This window comes from Pseudoroseomonas cervicalis (genome assembly GCF_030818485.1).
Classification (GTDB): domain Bacteria; phylum Pseudomonadota; class Alphaproteobacteria; order Acetobacterales; family Acetobacteraceae; genus Pseudoroseomonas; species Pseudoroseomonas cervicalis_A.
Genome location: NZ_JAUTAJ010000004.1, coordinates 1,876,027 through 1,891,587, shown reverse-complemented (window position 1 = coordinate 1,891,587; position 15,561 = coordinate 1,876,027). Strand labels below are relative to the sequence as shown.

15 protein-coding genes are annotated in these 15,561 nt (G+C 71.0%); 9 read left to right on the top strand and 6 right to left on the bottom strand.

Annotated elements, in window-relative coordinates; genetic code table 11:
• Window positions 1–15: 15 nt before the first annotated feature.
• The 3 genes from QE401_RS12735 to QE401_RS12725 are packed head-to-tail and all read left to right on the top strand — an operon-like array spanning window position 16 to window position 2,851.
• Window positions 16–840, top strand: coding sequence for a CoA transferase subunit A (locus QE401_RS12735; protein ID WP_307138566.1), 825 nt, complete (start codon window positions 16–18; stop codon window positions 838–840).
• On the top strand, window positions 837–1,610 hold the full coding sequence (locus QE401_RS12730; protein ID WP_307138565.1) for a CoA synthetase: 774 nt from the start codon (window positions 837–839) through the stop codon (window positions 1,608–1,610). Before QE401_RS12735 ends, QE401_RS12730 begins: the two co-directional genes overlap by 4 nt.
• Entirely contained in the window at window positions 1,607–2,851 is a 1,245-nt protein-coding gene (locus QE401_RS12725) for a CaiB/BaiF CoA transferase family protein (protein WP_307138564.1), read from the top strand. Before QE401_RS12730 ends, QE401_RS12725 begins: the two co-directional genes overlap by 4 nt.
• 162 nt (window positions 2,852–3,013) lie before the next feature.
• Here QE401_RS12725 and kynA read toward each other — a convergent pair whose 3' ends face one another.
• Window positions 3,014–3,841 (bottom strand): tryptophan 2,3-dioxygenase, encoded by an 828-nt coding sequence (kynA, locus tag QE401_RS12720; protein WP_307138563.1) that lies wholly within the window; start codon window positions 3,839–3,841, stop codon window positions 3,014–3,016.
• Between the two features lie 116 nt (window positions 3,842–3,957).
• Here kynA and QE401_RS12715 point away from each other — a divergent pair, with 116 nt between their 5' ends.
• Both QE401_RS12715 and QE401_RS12710 read left to right on the top strand, forming a co-directional pair.
• Window positions 3,958–5,100 carry an aminotransferase class V-fold PLP-dependent enzyme gene (locus QE401_RS12715; RefSeq protein WP_307138562.1) on the top strand — a complete coding sequence of 381 codons (1,143 nt, stop codon included), beginning with the start codon at window positions 3,958–3,960 and terminating at the stop codon, window positions 5,098–5,100.
• A gap of 95 nt (window positions 5,101–5,195) precedes the next feature.
• The gene (locus QE401_RS12710; protein WP_307138561.1) at window positions 5,196–6,866 is read left to right on the top strand and encodes a methyl-accepting chemotaxis protein; all 1,671 of its coding nucleotides are present in this window, start codon (window positions 5,196–5,198) and stop codon (window positions 6,864–6,866) included.
• An 18-nt stretch (window positions 6,867–6,884) separates the two neighbouring features.
• On the opposite strand, the gene QE401_RS12705 is transcribed toward QE401_RS12710, so the two are convergent.
• A complete protein-coding gene (locus tag QE401_RS12705; RefSeq protein WP_307138560.1) occupies window positions 6,885–7,817 on the bottom strand; it encodes a DMT family transporter in 933 nt (310 codons plus the stop codon).
• A gap of 108 nt (window positions 7,818–7,925) precedes the next feature.
• On the bottom strand, window positions 7,926–8,624 hold the full coding sequence (locus QE401_RS12700) for a dienelactone hydrolase family protein (RefSeq protein WP_307138559.1): 699 nt from the start codon (window positions 8,622–8,624) through the stop codon (window positions 7,926–7,928).
• A 131-nt stretch (window positions 8,625–8,755) separates the two neighbouring features.
• On the opposite strand from QE401_RS12700, the gene QE401_RS12695 reads away from it, so the two are divergent.
• Both QE401_RS12695 and QE401_RS12690 read left to right on the top strand, forming a co-directional pair.
• A complete protein-coding gene (locus QE401_RS12695; RefSeq protein ID WP_307138558.1) occupies window positions 8,756–9,376 on the top strand; it encodes a DUF1796 family putative cysteine peptidase in 621 nt (206 codons plus the stop codon).
• Between the two features lie 82 nt (window positions 9,377–9,458).
• On the top strand, window positions 9,459–9,956 hold the full coding sequence (locus tag QE401_RS12690) for a flavin reductase (RefSeq protein WP_373461436.1): 498 nt from the start codon (window positions 9,459–9,461) through the stop codon (window positions 9,954–9,956).
• A 186-nt stretch (window positions 9,957–10,142) separates the two neighbouring features.
• Here the strand turns inward: QE401_RS12690 and QE401_RS12685 are convergent, their stop codons facing one another.
• The gene (locus QE401_RS12685; RefSeq protein ID WP_307138556.1) at window positions 10,143–11,360 is read right to left on the bottom strand and encodes a polyhydroxyalkanoate depolymerase; all 1,218 of its coding nucleotides are present in this window, start codon (window positions 11,358–11,360) and stop codon (window positions 10,143–10,145) included.
• Between the two features lie 184 nt (window positions 11,361–11,544).
• Here QE401_RS12685 and QE401_RS12680 point away from each other — a divergent pair, with 184 nt between their 5' ends.
• Window positions 11,545–12,201 (top strand): glutathione S-transferase, encoded by a 657-nt coding sequence (locus QE401_RS12680; protein ID WP_307138555.1) that lies wholly within the window; start codon window positions 11,545–11,547, stop codon window positions 12,199–12,201.
• On the opposite strand, the gene QE401_RS12675 is transcribed toward QE401_RS12680, so the two are convergent.
• Entirely contained in the window at window positions 12,198–13,409 is a 1,212-nt protein-coding gene (locus tag QE401_RS12675; RefSeq protein ID WP_307138554.1) for a BaiN/RdsA family NAD(P)/FAD-dependent oxidoreductase, read from the bottom strand. The two genes, QE401_RS12680 and QE401_RS12675, sit on opposite strands and share 4 nt — an antisense overlap.
• Before the next feature lie 273 nt (window positions 13,410–13,682).
• Window positions 13,683–14,231, bottom strand: coding sequence for an NUDIX domain-containing protein (locus QE401_RS12670; RefSeq protein ID WP_307138553.1), 549 nt, complete (start codon window positions 14,229–14,231; stop codon window positions 13,683–13,685).
• 80 nt (window positions 14,232–14,311) lie between these two features.
• Here QE401_RS12670 and QE401_RS12665 point away from each other — a divergent pair, with 80 nt between their 5' ends.
• Window positions 14,312–15,427 (top strand): hypothetical protein, encoded by a 1,116-nt coding sequence (locus tag QE401_RS12665; protein WP_307138552.1) that lies wholly within the window; start codon window positions 14,312–14,314, stop codon window positions 15,425–15,427.
• Window positions 15,428–15,561: the final 134 nt, after the last annotated feature.

Genomic DNA, 15,561 nt, shown 5'->3' with positions numbered 1-15,561 from the left:
CGGAGGAACCCAAAGATGACCCCACAGACCGTGGAGGCGCTGGCCGCCAGCATTCCCGACGGGGCGCTGGTGGCGCTGCCGCCGGACAATTCGCTGCCATCCCTGGCCATCGCGAAGGCGCTGATCCGCCGTGGCGCGCGCGGGCTGCGGCTGCTGGGCGTCCCGGTCTCGGGCTTCGCCACGGATCTGCTGGTCGGCGCCGGCTGCGTCGCCGAGATCCAGACCAGCGCCGTCAGCCTGGGCGAGGCCGGCTTCGCCCCGCGCTTCAGCGCGGCGCTGAAGGAAGGCCGCATCAGCTTGCGCGACGCCACCTGCCCGGCCATCCACACCATGCTGCAGGCGGCGGAGAAGGGCGTGCCCTTCATGCCGCTGCGCGGGCTGATCGGCAGCGACATCCTGGCCAACCGCCCCGACTGGCGCGTCATCGACAACCCCTTCGCCGAAGGCGGCGACCCGATCGTGCTGCTGCCCGCGCTGTCGCCGGATGTCGCGGTGTTCCACGGGGTCATGGCGGATCGCGAAGGCAATGTCTGGGTCGGGCGGCGGCGCGAATGCGCGACGCTGGCGCATGCGGCGAAGCGCGCCGTGGTGACGGTGGAACGGCTCTTCGATGGCAATCTGCTGGAGGATGAGCGCACCGCCCCCGGCACCATCAGCGGCACCTATATCGAGGCGGTGGCGCTGGCCGCGCGCGGCGCGCATCCGGTGGCGCTGCTCGATGAATACGGCTTCGATGCCGACTATGTCGCGGCCTATGCCCGCGCGGCCAAGACCCAGGCGGGCTTCGATGCCTGGGTGGAGCAGCATGTGTTTGGCACGCGCGCGGAGGCAGCGGCATGAGCGTCCAGCCCGAGGAACGCCTGGCCGCCGCCCTGGCGCGGCTGATCCTGGACCCCGCCGCCCCGCCGGCGCGGCATATCGCGGTGGGCGCGGCCTCGCCCATCCCGGCCGCCGCCTGCTGGCTGGTGAGGAAGCAGGGCCATCCGGTGCGCCTGTCGCTGTTGCACAAGCGCAGCGGCAACCCCTTCACCGAGGGCTCGCGCGAGCTGTTCGACCTGACCGGCCAGGGCCGCATCGATTTGTTCTTCCTGGGCGGCGGGCAGATCGACGGCCAGGCCAATATCAATCTGATCGGCACGGGCGACTGGCCGGGGCAGGGGGTGCGCTTCCCGGGCAGCTTCGGCAGCGCCTTCATGTATTTCATGACGCCGCGCACCATCCTGTTCCGCGAGGAGCATTCGCCCCGCGTGCTGGTGGAGAAGGTGGAGCATATCTCCGCCCCCGGCCTCTCCGCGCCCGGCGTGTTCCGCCGCGGCACGGCGCAGGCGCTGCTGACCGGCAAGGCGCTGTTCCTGTTCGACCCGGCGCGCGGCCGCTTCAGCCTCGCCAGCGCGCATCCGGGGGAGGATGCCGCCTCGGTCCGCGCCGCCACCGGCTTCGACTATGACGAACCGGCCACCCTGCCGGTGACCCAAGATCCGACGCCGGAGGAGCTCGCCTTGCTGCGCGGGCCCGTCTGCGACGAGATGCTCGAGACCTATCCGGATTTCTGCGCCCGCGTCTTCGCGCGGCGCACCCCCGTGACTGTGACCAAGGATGATGCCGCATGACCGATGCCCTGCCGCAGATGGAGGAAACCGCCGGGGGGAAGGGCCTGGCCCGCACCGCCGGCGCGCTGGCCGGGCTGAAGGTGATCGACCTGACCCGCGTGCTGGGCGGCCCCTACTGCACCATGATCCTCTCCGACCATGGCGCCGAGGTCATCAAGATCGAGCCGCCGCAGGGTGACGAGGTGCGCGAATGGGGCCCGCCCTTCCAGGGCGATGCCGCCAGCTACTTCATCGGCGTCAACCGCAACAAGAAGTCGATCGCGCTCGACCTCGGCAAGCCGGCGGGGCGGGAGGTGCTGCTGCGCCTGCTGGAAGACGCCGATGTGCTGGTCGAGAACTTCAAGCCCGGCTCGATGGAGAAATGGGGCCTGGGCTACGAGGAGGTGCTCAGCCAGCGCTTCCCGAAGCTGGTGCATTGCCGCGTCTCCGGCTTCGGCGCCACCGGGCCGCGCGGCGGGCTGCCGGGCTATGACGCCATCATCCAGGCGATGGTCGGGCTGATGTCGATCAACGGCACGCCGGAGACGGCGCCGGTGCGCATGGGCACGCCGATCGTCGACCTGGCGACCGGCCTCTACTCCACCATCGGCATTCTGATGGCGCTGCAGGAGCGGGCAAAGTCCGGCCGCGGCCAGTATGTCGACATGACGCTGCATGATTGCGGCATGGCGCTGCTGCACCCGCAGGCCGCCAATTTCCTGCTCAATGACAAGCGGCCGAAGGCGACCGGCAACCCGCATCCGAACATCGCGCCCTATTCGGCGTTCAGGACCGCCACCTGCGAGATCTTCGTCGCCTGCGGCAACGACCCGGCCTTCCGGAAGTTCTGCGCCTTCCTCGGGCTGGAGGGGCTGCCGGACGATGCGCGCTTCCGGACCAATGGCGACCGCGTCACCAACCGCGACGCGCTGGCCGCCATCCTGGAGCAGCGCCTGGCGCAGGAGGATGGCCACGACCTGTCCGACCGGCTGCTGGCCGCCGGCCTGCCCGCCGGCCCGGTGCTGAATGTGGACGAGGCGCTGTCCCAGCCGCACACCGCGCATCGCGAGATGGTCACCGAGCTGGATGGGTTCCGGGCGCTGGGCACGCCGATCAAGCTGTCCCGCACCCCGGGCGGCACCCGCGCCCGCCCGCCCGCCTTCAACCAGCATGGCGACGAGGTGCTGCAGCAGCACGGCTTCTCCGCCGAGGAGATCGCCGCGCTCAAGACCGACGGCATCCTGGTCGAAAAGAAGAGATAGTTTTTCTTTCGGGCTGCCGCCGCCTCGTTCCGAGGCGGGGCGCTGCACGGGAAGGGAGGCGCGGGTTTCGCGCCTCCCTTTTTCATGCGCGCTGCCCGCCACCCTGGGCCGAAGCACGCCCGGCCAAGTGCAGCGCCCGCCGTCCAGGCCCTGACCGGCAGCTTAAAGAGAAGTGCGGACGGACCAGAGTTCGGGGAAGAATTTCCGCTCCAGCGCCGCCTTCAGATAGCCGACGCCGGCGGAGCCGCCGGTGCCGGGGCGGTGGCCGATGATGCGCTCCACCGTCGACATGTGCTTGAAGCGCCAGGTGCGGAAGGCGTCCTCGAGGTCCACCAGCTCCTCGGCCAGCTCGTAGAGGTCGAACAGCCCGGCGCTGTCGCGATAGATTTGCCGCCAGGCGGCGATGACGCCCTCGTTTTCCTCATGCGGCTGGGTCACGTCGCGCTCCAGCACGGCGCGCGGCACCGGCAGGCCGCGCCGGGCGAGCAGGCGCAGCGCCTCGTCATACAGGCTGGGGGCGTCGAAGGCGGGCTGCAGGATGGCCATCACCTCGGGGCGGTGGGCGTGCGGGCGCAGCATGAAGGGGTCCTTGGCGCCCAGGCGGAATTCCAGCAGCCGGTACTGCCAGGACTGGAAGCCCGAGGCGGCGCCCAGGCTGTCGCGGAAGGCCAGGTAGTCGGCCGGGGTCATGGTGGTCAGCACGTCCCAGGCCTCGACCATCTGGCGCTGGATGCGCGAGACGCGGGCCATGGCCTTGAAGGCGGGGCCGGGATCATCGGCGCGCAGCCGGGCCACCGCCAGGTCCAGCTCGTGGTTCATCAGCTTCATCCACAGCTCCTGCACCTGGTGGATGATGATGAACAGCATCTCGTCATGCTGGCCGGAGAGCGGCGATTGCGCGGCCAGCAGCCGCTCCAGCCCCAGATAGTCGCCATAGGACATGCGGCGGCGGAAATCCGTCTCGATGCCGTCTCGGCTGTCGCTGGCCATGCGGGGCTCCTCCTCAAGCGTGTCGCAGTCTGGCATGGCGGACGGGCCCGCCCCAGCCCCCCATGGCACCGGTGCCGGGCCTGGACCGGGGCCGGGCCCTGGCGCAGGATGGCGGCATGCTCGATCTGCGCCCGCATTTTTCTCGTTTCCTCGGCAGCGACAAGGATCGGCTGCATTTCGCCGCCCACAGCCACCATCCCTGGCCGGATGTGACGCGGGATGCCCAGCTGGCGGCCTGGGACCTCGCCGCCAGCCGCATCGACGGCAAATGGGCGGAGGTGCTGGGCCCGCTCTGGCAGCGTCTGCAGGGGCGCATCGCTGTTCTGCTGAACCTGCCCGACCCGGCGACGCTGGTCTTCGCCCCCAACACGCATGAATTCGTCGGCCGCATCCTCTCTGCCCTGCCGGCGGGGCGGGTGCCGCGGGTGCTGACCACGGATGGCGAGTTCCATTCCTTCGCCCGCCAGGCGGCGCGGCTGGAGGAGGAGGGGCTGCTGGCGGTCACCCGCATCCCGGCCGAGCCCGCGGCGGAATGCCTGCCGCGGCTGGTCGAGGCGGCGCGCGGCGGCGGCTACGACCTGATCTGGGTCAGCCAGGTGATGTACCAGACCGGCGCCGTGCTGGAGGGGCTGGAGGCGCTGGCCGGGGCCGCCGGCGAGGCGGCGCTGGTGATCGATGGCTACCACGCCTTCATGGCCCGGCCGGTGGACCTTTCCGCCCTGGCCGGGCGTGCCTTCTACCTGGCCGGCGGCTACAAATACGCCATGGGGGGTGAGGGCTGCTGCTTCCTGCACTGCCCGCCCGGCTGGCTGCCCCGGCCGCGGCTGACGGGGTGGTACGCCGCCTTCGCGGCGCTTGCCGCCCCCGGTGGCGGCACCCCCTATGCCAGGGACGGGCAGCGCTTCATGGGCGCGACCTTCGACCCGTCCGGCCTGTTCCGGCTGGAGGCCTCGCTGGGCTGGGCGCAGGCGCAGGGGCTGGACCCGCAGACCATCCACGCCCATGCCCGCGCCCTGCAGGCGCGCTTCCTGGAGCGGCAGGAGGAGACGCTGCTGGCCGGCGCGCAGCTCGCCGTGCCGGGCCCGGTGCGCGGCAATTTCCTGGCCTTCGAGCTGGCCGAGGCGGGGGCTTGGCAGGCGCGGCTGGCGGCGCTCGGCATCGTCACCGACCATCGCGGCCAGCGGCTGCGGCTGGGCTTCGGCCTGTATCAGAGCGAGGCCGAGCTGGATGCGCTGCTGCGGCGGCTGCGGCGCGGCTGAGGCATGGGGCCGCGCCGCGGGACCGGTGGCGCGGGAACGCTTTCTTCACGGCCGGCGCATCAGGATCAGGCTCTCCAAAGCCCTGGTCCATGCCCATGTCGATCAAAACCCGTCTGCTGGCTTCCTTCGCCGTCATCCTGATCAGCTTCGTCGCGCTGGGTGGCTTCGCGCTGCAGCGCATGGGGGCCGTGCAGGCGGTGACGCAGGATCTGATCTCCAACTGGATCCCGAGCCTCAACGTCATCAGCACGGTGTCGGATGGCGGGCTGCACCTCCGCCAGATGGTGGTCCGGCATGTGATGCAGACCGAGGATGCGGCGATGCAGCGGACCGAGGAGGCGATCGCGCGCGAGGTGCAGCGCGTCGAGACCGGGCTGCGCGACTACCAGCCGCTGATCACCGGCCCGACCGAGCGCGGCCTGTATGAGGCGGTGGCCAGCGCCTTCGCCGCCTATCAGCGCGAGATGACGCCGACGCTGCAGCTCAGCCGCCGGGGCGAGCAGCAGGCGGCGGTGCGGCGCGTCGAGACGGTCAACCTCCAGGCCTTCGAGGCCTATGCGGGGGCGATGGAGGCGCTGAAGCGCTTCAACATCGACGGCGCCAACAAGGTGGCGCAGGAGGCCGAGGCGGCCTATGAAAGCTCCTTCCTGGCGGTGGTGGTGTCGCTCGGCCTTGGTGCCGTGCTGCTGATGCTGCTGGGCTACAGCCTGGTGGCGCGCATCAGCCTGCCGGTGCAGCGCCTGACCGGAACCATGCAGCGCATGACCGGCGGCGACCTGGCCGCCACCGTGGCCGACAAGGAGCGCACCGACGAGATCGGCGCCATGGCCCGCGCGCTGGAGGTGTTCCGCGACAAGACGCGGGAGGGCGAGCGCCTGGCCGCCGAGCAGGCGGCCGCCGACCGCAAGGCGCAGGAGCGCGGCCAGCGGGTCGAGACGCTGGTGAAGAGCTTCGGCGCCGAATCGCACCAGGCGCTGGAAATCCTGCGCAGCGCGGCGCAGCGGCTGGGCGGTACCTCGGTCGAGATGACCCGCGCGGCCGAGGAATCCTCGCGCCTGACCACCACCCTGTCGCGCGCCTCGGACAGCGCCTCGAGCAATGCGCAGACCGCGGCGGCGGCGACCGAGGAGCTGACCGCCTCGATCGGCGAGATCACCCGCCAGGTCGGCCGCTCGGCCGAGGTGTCGCGCCGCGCGGTGGCCGAGACCGAGCGCACCGACCGCACGGTGCGCGAGCTGGCCGACACCGCCAACCGCATCGGCGATGTGGTGCGGCTGATCGCCGACATCGCCGGCCAGACCAATCTGCTGGCGCTGAACGCCACCATCGAGGCGGCGCGCGCCGGCGAGGCCGGCAAGGGCTTCGCCGTGGTGGCCTCCGAGGTGAAGAACCTGGCCAGCCAGACCGCCAAGGCGACGGAGGAGATCAGCCAGCAGGTGGGCGCCATCCAGGGCGTGACCGGCCAGGCGGTGGAGGCGATCCGCAGCATCGCCGCCGTGGTCGCCGAGATCGACCAGACCGCCGCCGCCATCGCCGCCGCGGTGGAGGAGCAGGGGGCGGCGACGCAGGAGATCGCCCGCAACATCGCCGGCACGGCGGAGGCCGCCGCCTCGCTCTCGCGCGAGACCGGGGTGGTGAAGCAGGCGGCCGAGATCGGCGGCCGCGCCGCCGAGCAGGTGCGCACCGTCTCCGGCGAGATCAGCGGCACCAGCGATGGGCTGCGCCAGCAGCTGGAGCGCTTCCTGAAGGGCATCCAGGCGGCCTGAGGCCGGCCGCCCCGGGGGTCAGCGGCGGCCGCGCCAGGGCAGGAGGCGGCCGTCGATCAGCAGGAAGCCGCAGCCGATCAGCGCCATGCCGGCGAAATGGCGCGGCTGCAGGCTCTCCCCCAGCAGCAGGGCGCCCAGCAGGATGGCCGTCACCGGCACCAGCTGCGTCACCAGGGCGGTGTTGGTGGCGCCCACCTCCTGCAGCAGGCGGAAGAACAGCACATAGGCGAGGCCGGTGGAGACAAGGCCCAGCGCCAGCAGGGCCAGCAGCACCTCCGGCCCGGGCGGCGGCAGGGTCCAGGGCCGGTCCAGCAGCAGCACCAGGGGCAGGGCCAGCAGGGTGCTGGCGCTGGTCTGGCCGGCGGCGGCGGCCAGCGGCGGCACGCCCAGCCGGGCGAAGCGGCGGCCCCAGATGCCGGCCAGGGCATAGGAGAGGCAGGCGCCGAGCCCGGCCAGCAGCCCGGGCAGCTCCGCCCGGCTGGCGCCGGCGCCGCCGGGCGCGCCGAGGCCGAGGGCGGCCGGCCCGGCCAGCACCGCGACCCCCGCCAGCCCCGCCAGCACCCCCGCCAGCCGGTGGCCGCTCAGCCTCTCATCCGCCGTCAGCGCATGCGCCACCAGCAGGGTGAAGACCGGCGTCGCGGCATTGACCACCGAGGCCAGGCCGCTCGGGATGCTCCGCTGCGCCCAGACGATCAGGCTGAAGGGGATCAGGTTGTTGAGCAGCGCCATGCCGAGGCAGGCGAGCAGCACCGGCCCCGTCCAGCGCGGCATCGCGCCGCGCAGCGCCAGCAGCGGCCACAGCATCAGGGCGGCCAGCGCCACGCGGCAGAGCACGATGGTCAGCGGCGGCAGCGCCGCCACCGCCACGGCCATGAAGAAGAAGCTGCAGCCCCAGGCCAGGGAGAGCAGCAGCATCAGGCCCCATTGCCGGGGTGTCAGCGCCTGGTTCATGGCCCGCTTGTGCCGCGCCGCGCGGCGCCGCGCACTCCGTCCGGTGCGGTGCTGGCGAAAAAAAGCCGGGGGCGGGCGCCGGGGCGCCGCCGCCGGCCGGGATCCGTCTCAGCCCAGGCAGCGCGCCAGCAGCTCGGCGGTGCGGCCATTGGCGATGGTGGCGGCGCGGCCATCCCAGCTATGCCCGCCCATGCGGGCGAAGGCATGGTCGACACCCGGATAGACATGGGCGGCGATCTGGCCGTTGCCCTCCACCCCGGAGAGGATCGCCTGGCGCGCCTGCTCCGGCACGAAGCGGTCCAGCTCGGCGATGTGCATCAGCAGCGGCTTGCCGACCCGCGGCACCCCGTCCAGCAGCCCATCGATGCCGACGCCGTAATAGGAGATGTTGCAATCGGCATCCGACTCGGTGGCCATCATGAAGGCCAGCCGCCCGCCCAGGCAGAAGCCCATGGTGCCGGCGCGGCCATTGCAGCCGGGCATCACCCGCACCGCGGCCAGCGTCGCCTTCAGGTCCTCGACGCCCTTCTGCTGGTCGAAACCGTTCATCAGGGCGAAGGCGCGGTCCCATTCCTCCTTGCTGCCATCGGTCAGCTGCACCCCCGGCTCCTGCCGCCAGAACAGGTCCGGGCAGATGGCGATGAAGCCCATATCGGCCACCCAGTCGGAGAGCGCGCGCATGGCGTGGTTCACGCCGAAGATCTCCTGGATCATCACCACGGCGCCGGCCGGCACCTGCTTCGGCATCGCCAGATAGGCGGCGAAGCTGCCGGTGCCGTCGCTGGCCTGGATCGTGATTTCGGGCATTGCGTGTCCTCGGATGCGGGAGTGGAGGGCGGGCAGGATAGCCGGATGCGCGGTCAGCGGAAGCCGCCCGCCATCACCCTTGCGCGGGGGGCGCTGCCACGACCCCGCCCGCCATGCTAGAGCGTGCCGCCATGGTTGACGTGTCCCGCATCGTCCCGCTCGGCCAGCGCTGCCGGCTGACGCACAATCTGCGCCGCCATTACGGCTTCACCACGGGCTATCCCTTCGACTGGTACATCCTGCCGCTGAAGGGGCTGCTCGAGATCCTGCGCCAGGATCTCGACCCCGCCTGCATCTACCGCGAGGACATGCTGGAGGAGCAGCGCGACGAGGCGGGGCGTGTCCGCCATATCCGCCACCGCCGCTACGGCATCATCCACGAGCATGATTTCGACAAGGCCGAGGATGTGGTGGTGCCGCATTGGCGCGAGCAGATCCCGCGCGCCGCCGCGCGCTTCGCCAGCCTGGCGGGGCGCCTGCGCGAGCAGCGCCCGGGGCCGCCGCCGCTCTTCGTGCGGGAGCGGCATGGCGCCGACAAGCCGGAGCAGCTGCTGGCGCTGCGCGAGAGGCTGGCGGCGCTGCAGCCGGGCGGCTTCCACCTGCTGGCGGTGAACTATCACGACGGCACGGTGCCGGAGGGCATCCCCGCCATCCGGGTGCAGGAGAAGCCCGGCTTCGGCTGGCGTGGCGATCCGGAGGCCTGGTCCGCCGCGCTGGAGGCCAGCGGCTTCCGCCTGGCCGCGCCGGGCTGATCCGGCGGCACCGGCCTCCTCCCTGGCTTGTGCCGGGGCCGCGTGGCACTATCTGCGGGACAGCCTGCCGCAGAGGATGACCATGCCCGTCTCCCGCCCCGATTTCCGCGAAGCCATGGCGCGCCTGGGGGCGGCGGTGAATGTGGTCACCAGCGACGGCCCGGCGGGGCTGGCGGGGCTGACCGCCAGCGCCGTCTGCTCCGTCACCGACGAGCCGGCGACGCTGCTGGTCTGCATCAACCGCTCCAGCACCCAGAACGCCGCCTTCAAGGCCAATGGCGTGCTCTGCGTCAATGTGCTCTCGGCCGGGCAGACCGAGATCTCCAACGTCTTCGCCGGCCTGACCGGCGCCACGACGGGGGAGGAGCGCTTCCGCAGCGGCACCTGGAGCAGGCTGGAGACCGGCGCGCCGGCGCTGGATGGCGCCGCCGTGTCGCTGGATTGCGTGGTGGAGGAAGTGCTGGAGAAGGGCACGCACAGCGTCTTCTTCGCCGCCATCCGCGCCATCCGCCTGGGCGAGCCCGGCCCGGCGCTGATCTGGTGGCAGCGCGACTACCACCATCTGGCCCTGCCGGCCTAGAGCCGGTCTGACGAGGTATCCGGCCTCAATGCCGGCCTGACGATGGTGCCGGCCCGGCCCCGGTCTGCGGGACGGAGCCGGTCTGCAGGCCGCCCCATGGATGCGCCGGCCGGCAACCGGCCTTCCGGGAGCGCCGGCTTCAGCCGGCGGCCGGCCCACCCCGCGGCGGGCCGGCGGTCGCGGCCCTCAGCCGGCCTCGGCGATCAGCTGGCGCACCAGCGGATAGACCTCATTGGTCCAGCGGCGGCCGCTGAACACGCCGTAATGCCCGGCGCCGATCTGCAGATGGTTGCGCTTCATGGTGTGCGGCAGGTTGCTGCACAGATCCAGCGCGGCGGCGGTCTGGCCGACGGCGCAGATATCGTCGCGCTCGCCTTCCACGGTCAGCAGATGGGTGCGGCGGATCGCCTCCGGCTTCACCAGCCGGTCGCGATGCATCAGCTTGCCGAGCGGCAGGTGGTGCTCCTGGAACACCTTCTGCACCGTCTCCAGGTAGAATTCGGCGGGCAGGTCCATCACCGCCAGATATTCGTCGTAGAAGCGGCGATGCGCGTCGGCCAGCTCGGAATCCCCGCCCACCAGGTTGCGGAACTGCTCCAGATGGGCGTTCACATGGCGGTTCAGGTTCATCGACATGAAGGCGGTCAGCTGCAGCGCGCCCGGATAGACCCGCCGCCCGCCGCCCTTCAGCCGCCAGGGCACGGTGTCGATCAGGTGCTGCTCGAACCAGGAGATCGGGTGCTCCTGCGCCAGCGCGTTCACCTTGGTCGGGCTGATGCGGGTGTCGATCGGGCCGGCCATCAGCACCATGCTGCGCGGGGTGGCCGGGTTGCGGTCCTCCGACATCAGGGCGACGGCGGCCAGCACCGGCACGGCGGGCTGGCAGACGGCCAGCACATGGCCGCCGGGGCCGATCTCCTCCTGGAAGCGGATCACATGGTCGACGAATTCGTCGAAGCCGAAGCGCCCGGCCGAGAGCGGCACGTCGCGCGCATTGGTCCAGTCGGTGATGTAGACGTCATTGTCGGGCAGCAGCACCTGCACCGTGCCGCGCAGCAGGGTGGCGAAATGGCCCGACATCGGCGCCACCACCAGGATGCGCGGCTGCGGCGTGTCGATCGCCTTGCGGAAATGCAGCAGCGTGCCGAAGGGGGTGGAGAGGATCGGGGTCTCCTCGACCGCGACCTCCTCATTGCCCACGCGCACGCTGGTGAAGCCGAAGGAGGGGCGTTCATGGGTGATGCCGCTGCTGCCGAACAATTCCAGCGCCGCGGTGACCTGGCGAAGGCCGAAGGTCTCGGGCCGGCCGGTATCGAACAGGCGCAGCCAAGCGCCCGTTCCCTTGGCCATCTGCCGGAACGGGGTGAGCAGGTCCTGCTGGGCCTGATAGAGCTGATACATCATTCCGCTGGAGCCTCTCCGCGCAATGTCGTGGCTTAGTTTGGCCAGCCTATTGCCGCCGCCCCAGCGAACGGTAACGCATTCGTTCCTTCGCTGCGAGGCGGCATCTTGGCCTGCCATAAATGACCATTTCGTCAAGCCGGTGACGGGAATATGGTTTCATCCGGATCGCGCCGGAGTGTTCGCCATGAGTGAAGCCCGCCTCCTCATCAGCAGCTACAACTACTCCTCCTGGTCGATGCGGGGCTTCCTGCTCTGCCGCATGGCCGGGTTGCGGGTGCGGGTGGAGACCGCCTCGCCCGACGACCCGCAGGTGCGGGCCGAGCTGCTGTCGCGCAGCGCCACCATCCGCCTGCCCTGCCTGGTGCAGGGCGAGGTCCGGGTCTGGGACACGCTGGCCATCGCCGAGCACCTGAACGAGCAGCACCCCGAGGCCCGCCTGCTGCCGGCCGAGCCGCTGGCCCGCGCCCGCTGCCGCTCGGTCTCGGGCGAGATGCATGCGGGCTTCGCCGCCCTGCGCGCCTCGCTGCCGCTGAACATCCGCGCCCGCCGCCCGGGCTTCCGCCTGTGGTCGGGACCGCGCGCCGATATCGAGCATCTCGAATCGATCTGGGTGGATTGCCTGGAAGCCTGGGGCGGGCCGTGGCTGTTCGGCGAGCGGGCCAGCGTGGCGGATGCCATGTTCGCGCCCGTGGCCAGCCGCTTCCTGACCTATGATGTGCGGCTGCCGGGCCTCGCCGGGGTCTATCAGGACCGGCTGCTGGCCTGGCCTGAGGTCGCCGAATGGATGCAGGCGGCCGAGGCCGAGCCGGAGGCGATCGAGGAGCTGGAGGTGGAGTTCTAGCCGGCCCCCAGGCCGGCCCGCTGCTCCGCCGCGGCCAGCGCCGCCGCCGTGCCGCTGGCCCAGGCCCATTGGAAATTGTAGCCGCCGAGCCAGCCGGTGACGTCCACCGCCTCGCCGATCACGTAAAGGCCGGGCACGGATTTCGCCTCCAGGCTGCGGGAGGAGAGCTGGGCGGTGTCGACGCCGCCCAGCATCACCTCGGCCTTGGCATAGCCCTCGCTGCCGGCTGGCGTCAGGCTCCATTGCGACAGGCGCGCGGCGGCCTGGCGCAGCGCCTTGTCCGGCTGCTCGGCCATGATGCGGTCGGGCAGCCAGGCCTCGGCCAGGGAATGGGCCAGGCGCTGCGGCAGCAGCTCGGCCAGCACGGTGCGGGCGGCGGCGCGCGGCCGCGCCTGCTTGGCGGCCAGCAGCAGCGCCGCGGCATCCTGGCCGGGCAGCAGGTCCAGGCTCAGCGCCTGCCCCTCCCGCCAGGCGGAGGAGATCTGCAGGATGGCCGGGCCCGACAGGCCGCGATGGGTGAACAGTACCGCCTCCTCGAAGCGGTGGCGGCCGAGCCGCGCCACCGCCGGCAGGGCCACGCCGGACAGGCCGCGCATCAGCTCCAGCTCGGCGCCGGCGAAGGTCAGCGGCACGAGGGCCGGGCGCGTCTCGGTCAGCGCCAGGCCGAAGCGGCGGGCGAGGTCGAGGGACAGGCCGGTGGCCCCCATCTTCGGGATGGACAGCCCGCCGGTGGCCAGTACCAGGCGCGGCGCGGTGAAGGCGCCCTTGTCCGTCTCCACCCGGAATTCCTCCGCGCGGGAGACCCCGGTGATGCGGTGCGACAGGCGGAGGTCGACGCTGGCGGCGGCGCATTCGGCCAGCAGCATGGCGACGATCTGCCGTGCCGAGCCGTCGCAGAAGAGCTGGCCCAGCGTCTTCTCATGCCAGGCGATGCGGTGCTTCTCGACCAGCGCCAGGAATTCGGCCGGGCGGTAGCGGGAGAGGGCGGATTTGGCGAAATGCGGATTGGCCGAGAAGAAGCGTTCCGGCACCGTGTCGCGATTGGTGAAGTTGCAGCGCCCGCCGCCGGAGATCAGGATCTTGGAGCCCGCCTGCGGCGCATGGTCCAGCACCAGCACCTTCAGGCCGCGCTGCCCCGCCTGGAGGGCGAACATCAGCCCGGCCGCGCCCGCGCCGAGCACCACCGCATCATATGCCTGCTGCTGCATGGGCGGGGCTTAGCCGGAAAGCCCTGCCAGGGCCAGCGCGGGGCTTATCCCCAGTTCCGGTGGATGAGGCTGGGGATAAGCATCGGGAGGGCTTGGGGACAGGCTGGGGGCGGCGCCGGTTTCCGGCCGCTCGCAGCAGGGCTTTTCGCAACCCTCCCAATGCCGCCATTGCGCCCCCGATCCGGTCGCGCGCCCTGAACCGAAGGCGGGTGCAGGGGACCCCGTCCCCTGCCCAAGGGAAGGAATGGGGGAGTTTGACGGGGCAGGGCCCCCTCAAGGCCCGAACACCCCCTTCAGCCGGGCCAGCGCCAGCGCCGCCAGGCTGCAGGCATCCTGCAGCACGCCATCGCGCGCCATCGCCTCCACCTCGGCGAGCGGCAGGGCGCGGCAGATCATGTCCTGCTCGCTGGCCTCGCGTTCGGTCGGGCCCTGGGTCAGGCCGGTGGCCAGGAAGACATGGCCGCGCTGGCTGCAATAGCCGGGCCCCTGCAGGATGCTGCCGATCGGCTGCAGCCGGGCGGCGATGAGACCGGTCTCCTCGCGCAGCTCGGCCGCGGCCAGCAAGGCGGGGTCGGTGCCGGGGGCCTGTTCCCAGGTGCCCATCGGCAGCTCCCATTGCCGGGCGCGGATCGGGTAGCGGTACTGCTCGACCAGGGTGAGGCAACCATCCTGCCAGGGCAGCAGCACGACGAAATCGCTGCGCTCCACCACGCCATAGAGCCCGTCCGAGCCATCGGCGCGGCGGATGCGGTCCTCACGCACGCGCAGCCAGCGGTTTTCATAGGCCACGCGGCTGCTCAGCGTGACGACCTCGTTCTGCATGCGAATCCCTCCAAAATCCGTGTACGCAACCGGCGCGGTTGCTTCCGGTTTTTCCTGCCGCAAGCAAGGAGAAAGCGCCAATGGCAACACTGATTGGCACCTCTGGGAATGACCGTCTGATCGCGCCCGATTCGCGTGAGGACGACACCATCGCAGGTGCGGCCGGCGACGATTTCATCGAGGCGCGCGGTGGCAACGACCTGATCGATCCCGGCACCGGCAATGATCGTGTCGAGGGCGGCGACGGGCGCGACACCGTGCGCGTGATGGGCGACCAGTCCCAGTACCAGGTTTTCCGCTATGATGATGAGGGCGTGATCCGCGGCCCCGATGGCGTGGACACCACGCTGGATGTCGAGGCGGTGCAGTTCACCGGCGTCGGCGGCACGCTCGACATGAGCGACGTCAACGAGTTCTTCACCTACGCCTATGTCGCGTCCTATGACGACCTGACGCAGTCGATCGGTGCGAATCCCGGCGCGGCCTGGGCGCATTTCCGCGATTTCGGCGCCAAGGAAGGCCGTGACATCACCTTCGACGGCAATGCCTATCTGGCCGCCAATGTCGATGTGCTGGCCGGGCTCGGCGCCAATGCCAATGAATCCGGCGCCAAGCACTATCTGGAGTATGGCCGCGCCGAAGGCCGCAGCACGCAGTTCGACGCGCTGTCCTACACGGCGAGCTATGACGACCTGATCGACAGCTTCGGCACGAACAAGGAGGCGGCGACCTACCACTTCGTGCAGGAGGGCTTCAACGAGGGCCGCGGCATCACCTTCAACGGGCTCGAATACATCGCGTCCAATGAGGATCTGCTGGGCGCCTTCGGCAATATCGAGAGCACCTACGACCTCGAGGCGGCCGGCGCAGGCCACTATATCGAGTTCGGCCGCGAGGAAGGTCGCCAGACCAGCTTCGACGGCATCCAGTACCTGGCCAGCTACACCGACCTGATCGACGCCTTCGGTGAGCAGGGCAGCAACGACGCCTATGCCGATCGTGGTGCGCTGCACTACATCCAGGACGGCTTCGGCGAGGACCGCGCCGCGGATCTCTTCAACGAGGAGAGCTACGCTGCGGCCAATGCCGATCTCGGCGCCGCCGGCATCACCAGCGCCGACGCGCTGGCGCTGCACTGGATCCAGTTCGGCTATGCCGAGGGCCGCGAAGGCGCCTACGACCCGGTGATCGCCTGATCCCGCACCAGGCGACCGCCTGACCGGAGGTTGCCCGCCCCGGCCCGCAAGGGCCGGGGCTTTTTCATGCGTCCCGGTGCGCGGCGCGGATCAAGGACTGTTCATTCCGGTTGCGGCAGATCAAGGTATCCCCG

Bases quoted from the DNA above. Each gene is read 5' to 3' on its own strand.
- QE401_RS12735 (WP_307138566.1), top strand. From the start codon at position 16: ATGACCCCACAGACCGTGGAGGCGCTGGCCGCCAGCATTCCCGACGGG.
- QE401_RS12670 (WP_307138553.1), bottom strand. From the start codon at position 14,231: ATGCAGAACGAGGTCGTCACGCTGAGCAGCCGCGTGGCCTATGAAAAC.
- QE401_RS12725 (WP_307138564.1), top strand. From the start codon at position 1,607: ATGACCGATGCCCTGCCGCAGATGGAGGAAACCGCCGGGGGGAAGGGC.
- QE401_RS12700 (WP_307138559.1), bottom strand. From the start codon at position 8,624: ATGCCCGAAATCACGATCCAGGCCAGCGACGGCACCGGCAGCTTCGCC.
- QE401_RS12690 (WP_373461436.1), top strand. From the start codon at position 9,459: ATGCCCGTCTCCCGCCCCGATTTCCGCGAAGCCATGGCGCGCCTGGGG.
- QE401_RS12675 (WP_307138554.1), bottom strand. From the start codon at position 13,409: ATGCAGCAGCAGGCATATGATGCGGTGGTGCTCGGCGCGGGCGCGGCC.
- QE401_RS12730 (WP_307138565.1), top strand. From the start codon at position 837: ATGAGCGTCCAGCCCGAGGAACGCCTGGCCGCCGCCCTGGCGCGGCTG.
- QE401_RS12705 (WP_307138560.1), bottom strand. From the start codon at position 7,817: ATGAACCAGGCGCTGACACCCCGGCAATGGGGCCTGATGCTGCTGCTC.
- QE401_RS12665 (WP_307138552.1), top strand. From the start codon at position 14,312: ATGGCAACACTGATTGGCACCTCTGGGAATGACCGTCTGATCGCGCCC.
- kynA (WP_307138563.1), bottom strand. From the start codon at position 3,841: ATGGCCAGCGACAGCCGAGACGGCATCGAGACGGATTTCCGCCGCCGC.
- QE401_RS12715 (WP_307138562.1), top strand. From the start codon at position 3,958: ATGCTCGATCTGCGCCCGCATTTTTCTCGTTTCCTCGGCAGCGACAAG.
- QE401_RS12685 (WP_307138556.1), bottom strand. From the start codon at position 11,360: ATGATGTATCAGCTCTATCAGGCCCAGCAGGACCTGCTCACCCCGTTC.
- QE401_RS12680 (WP_307138555.1), top strand. From the start codon at position 11,545: ATGAGTGAAGCCCGCCTCCTCATCAGCAGCTACAACTACTCCTCCTGG.
- QE401_RS12695 (WP_307138558.1), top strand. From the start codon at position 8,756: ATGGTTGACGTGTCCCGCATCGTCCCGCTCGGCCAGCGCTGCCGGCTG.
- QE401_RS12710 (WP_307138561.1), top strand. From the start codon at position 5,196: ATGTCGATCAAAACCCGTCTGCTGGCTTCCTTCGCCGTCATCCTGATC.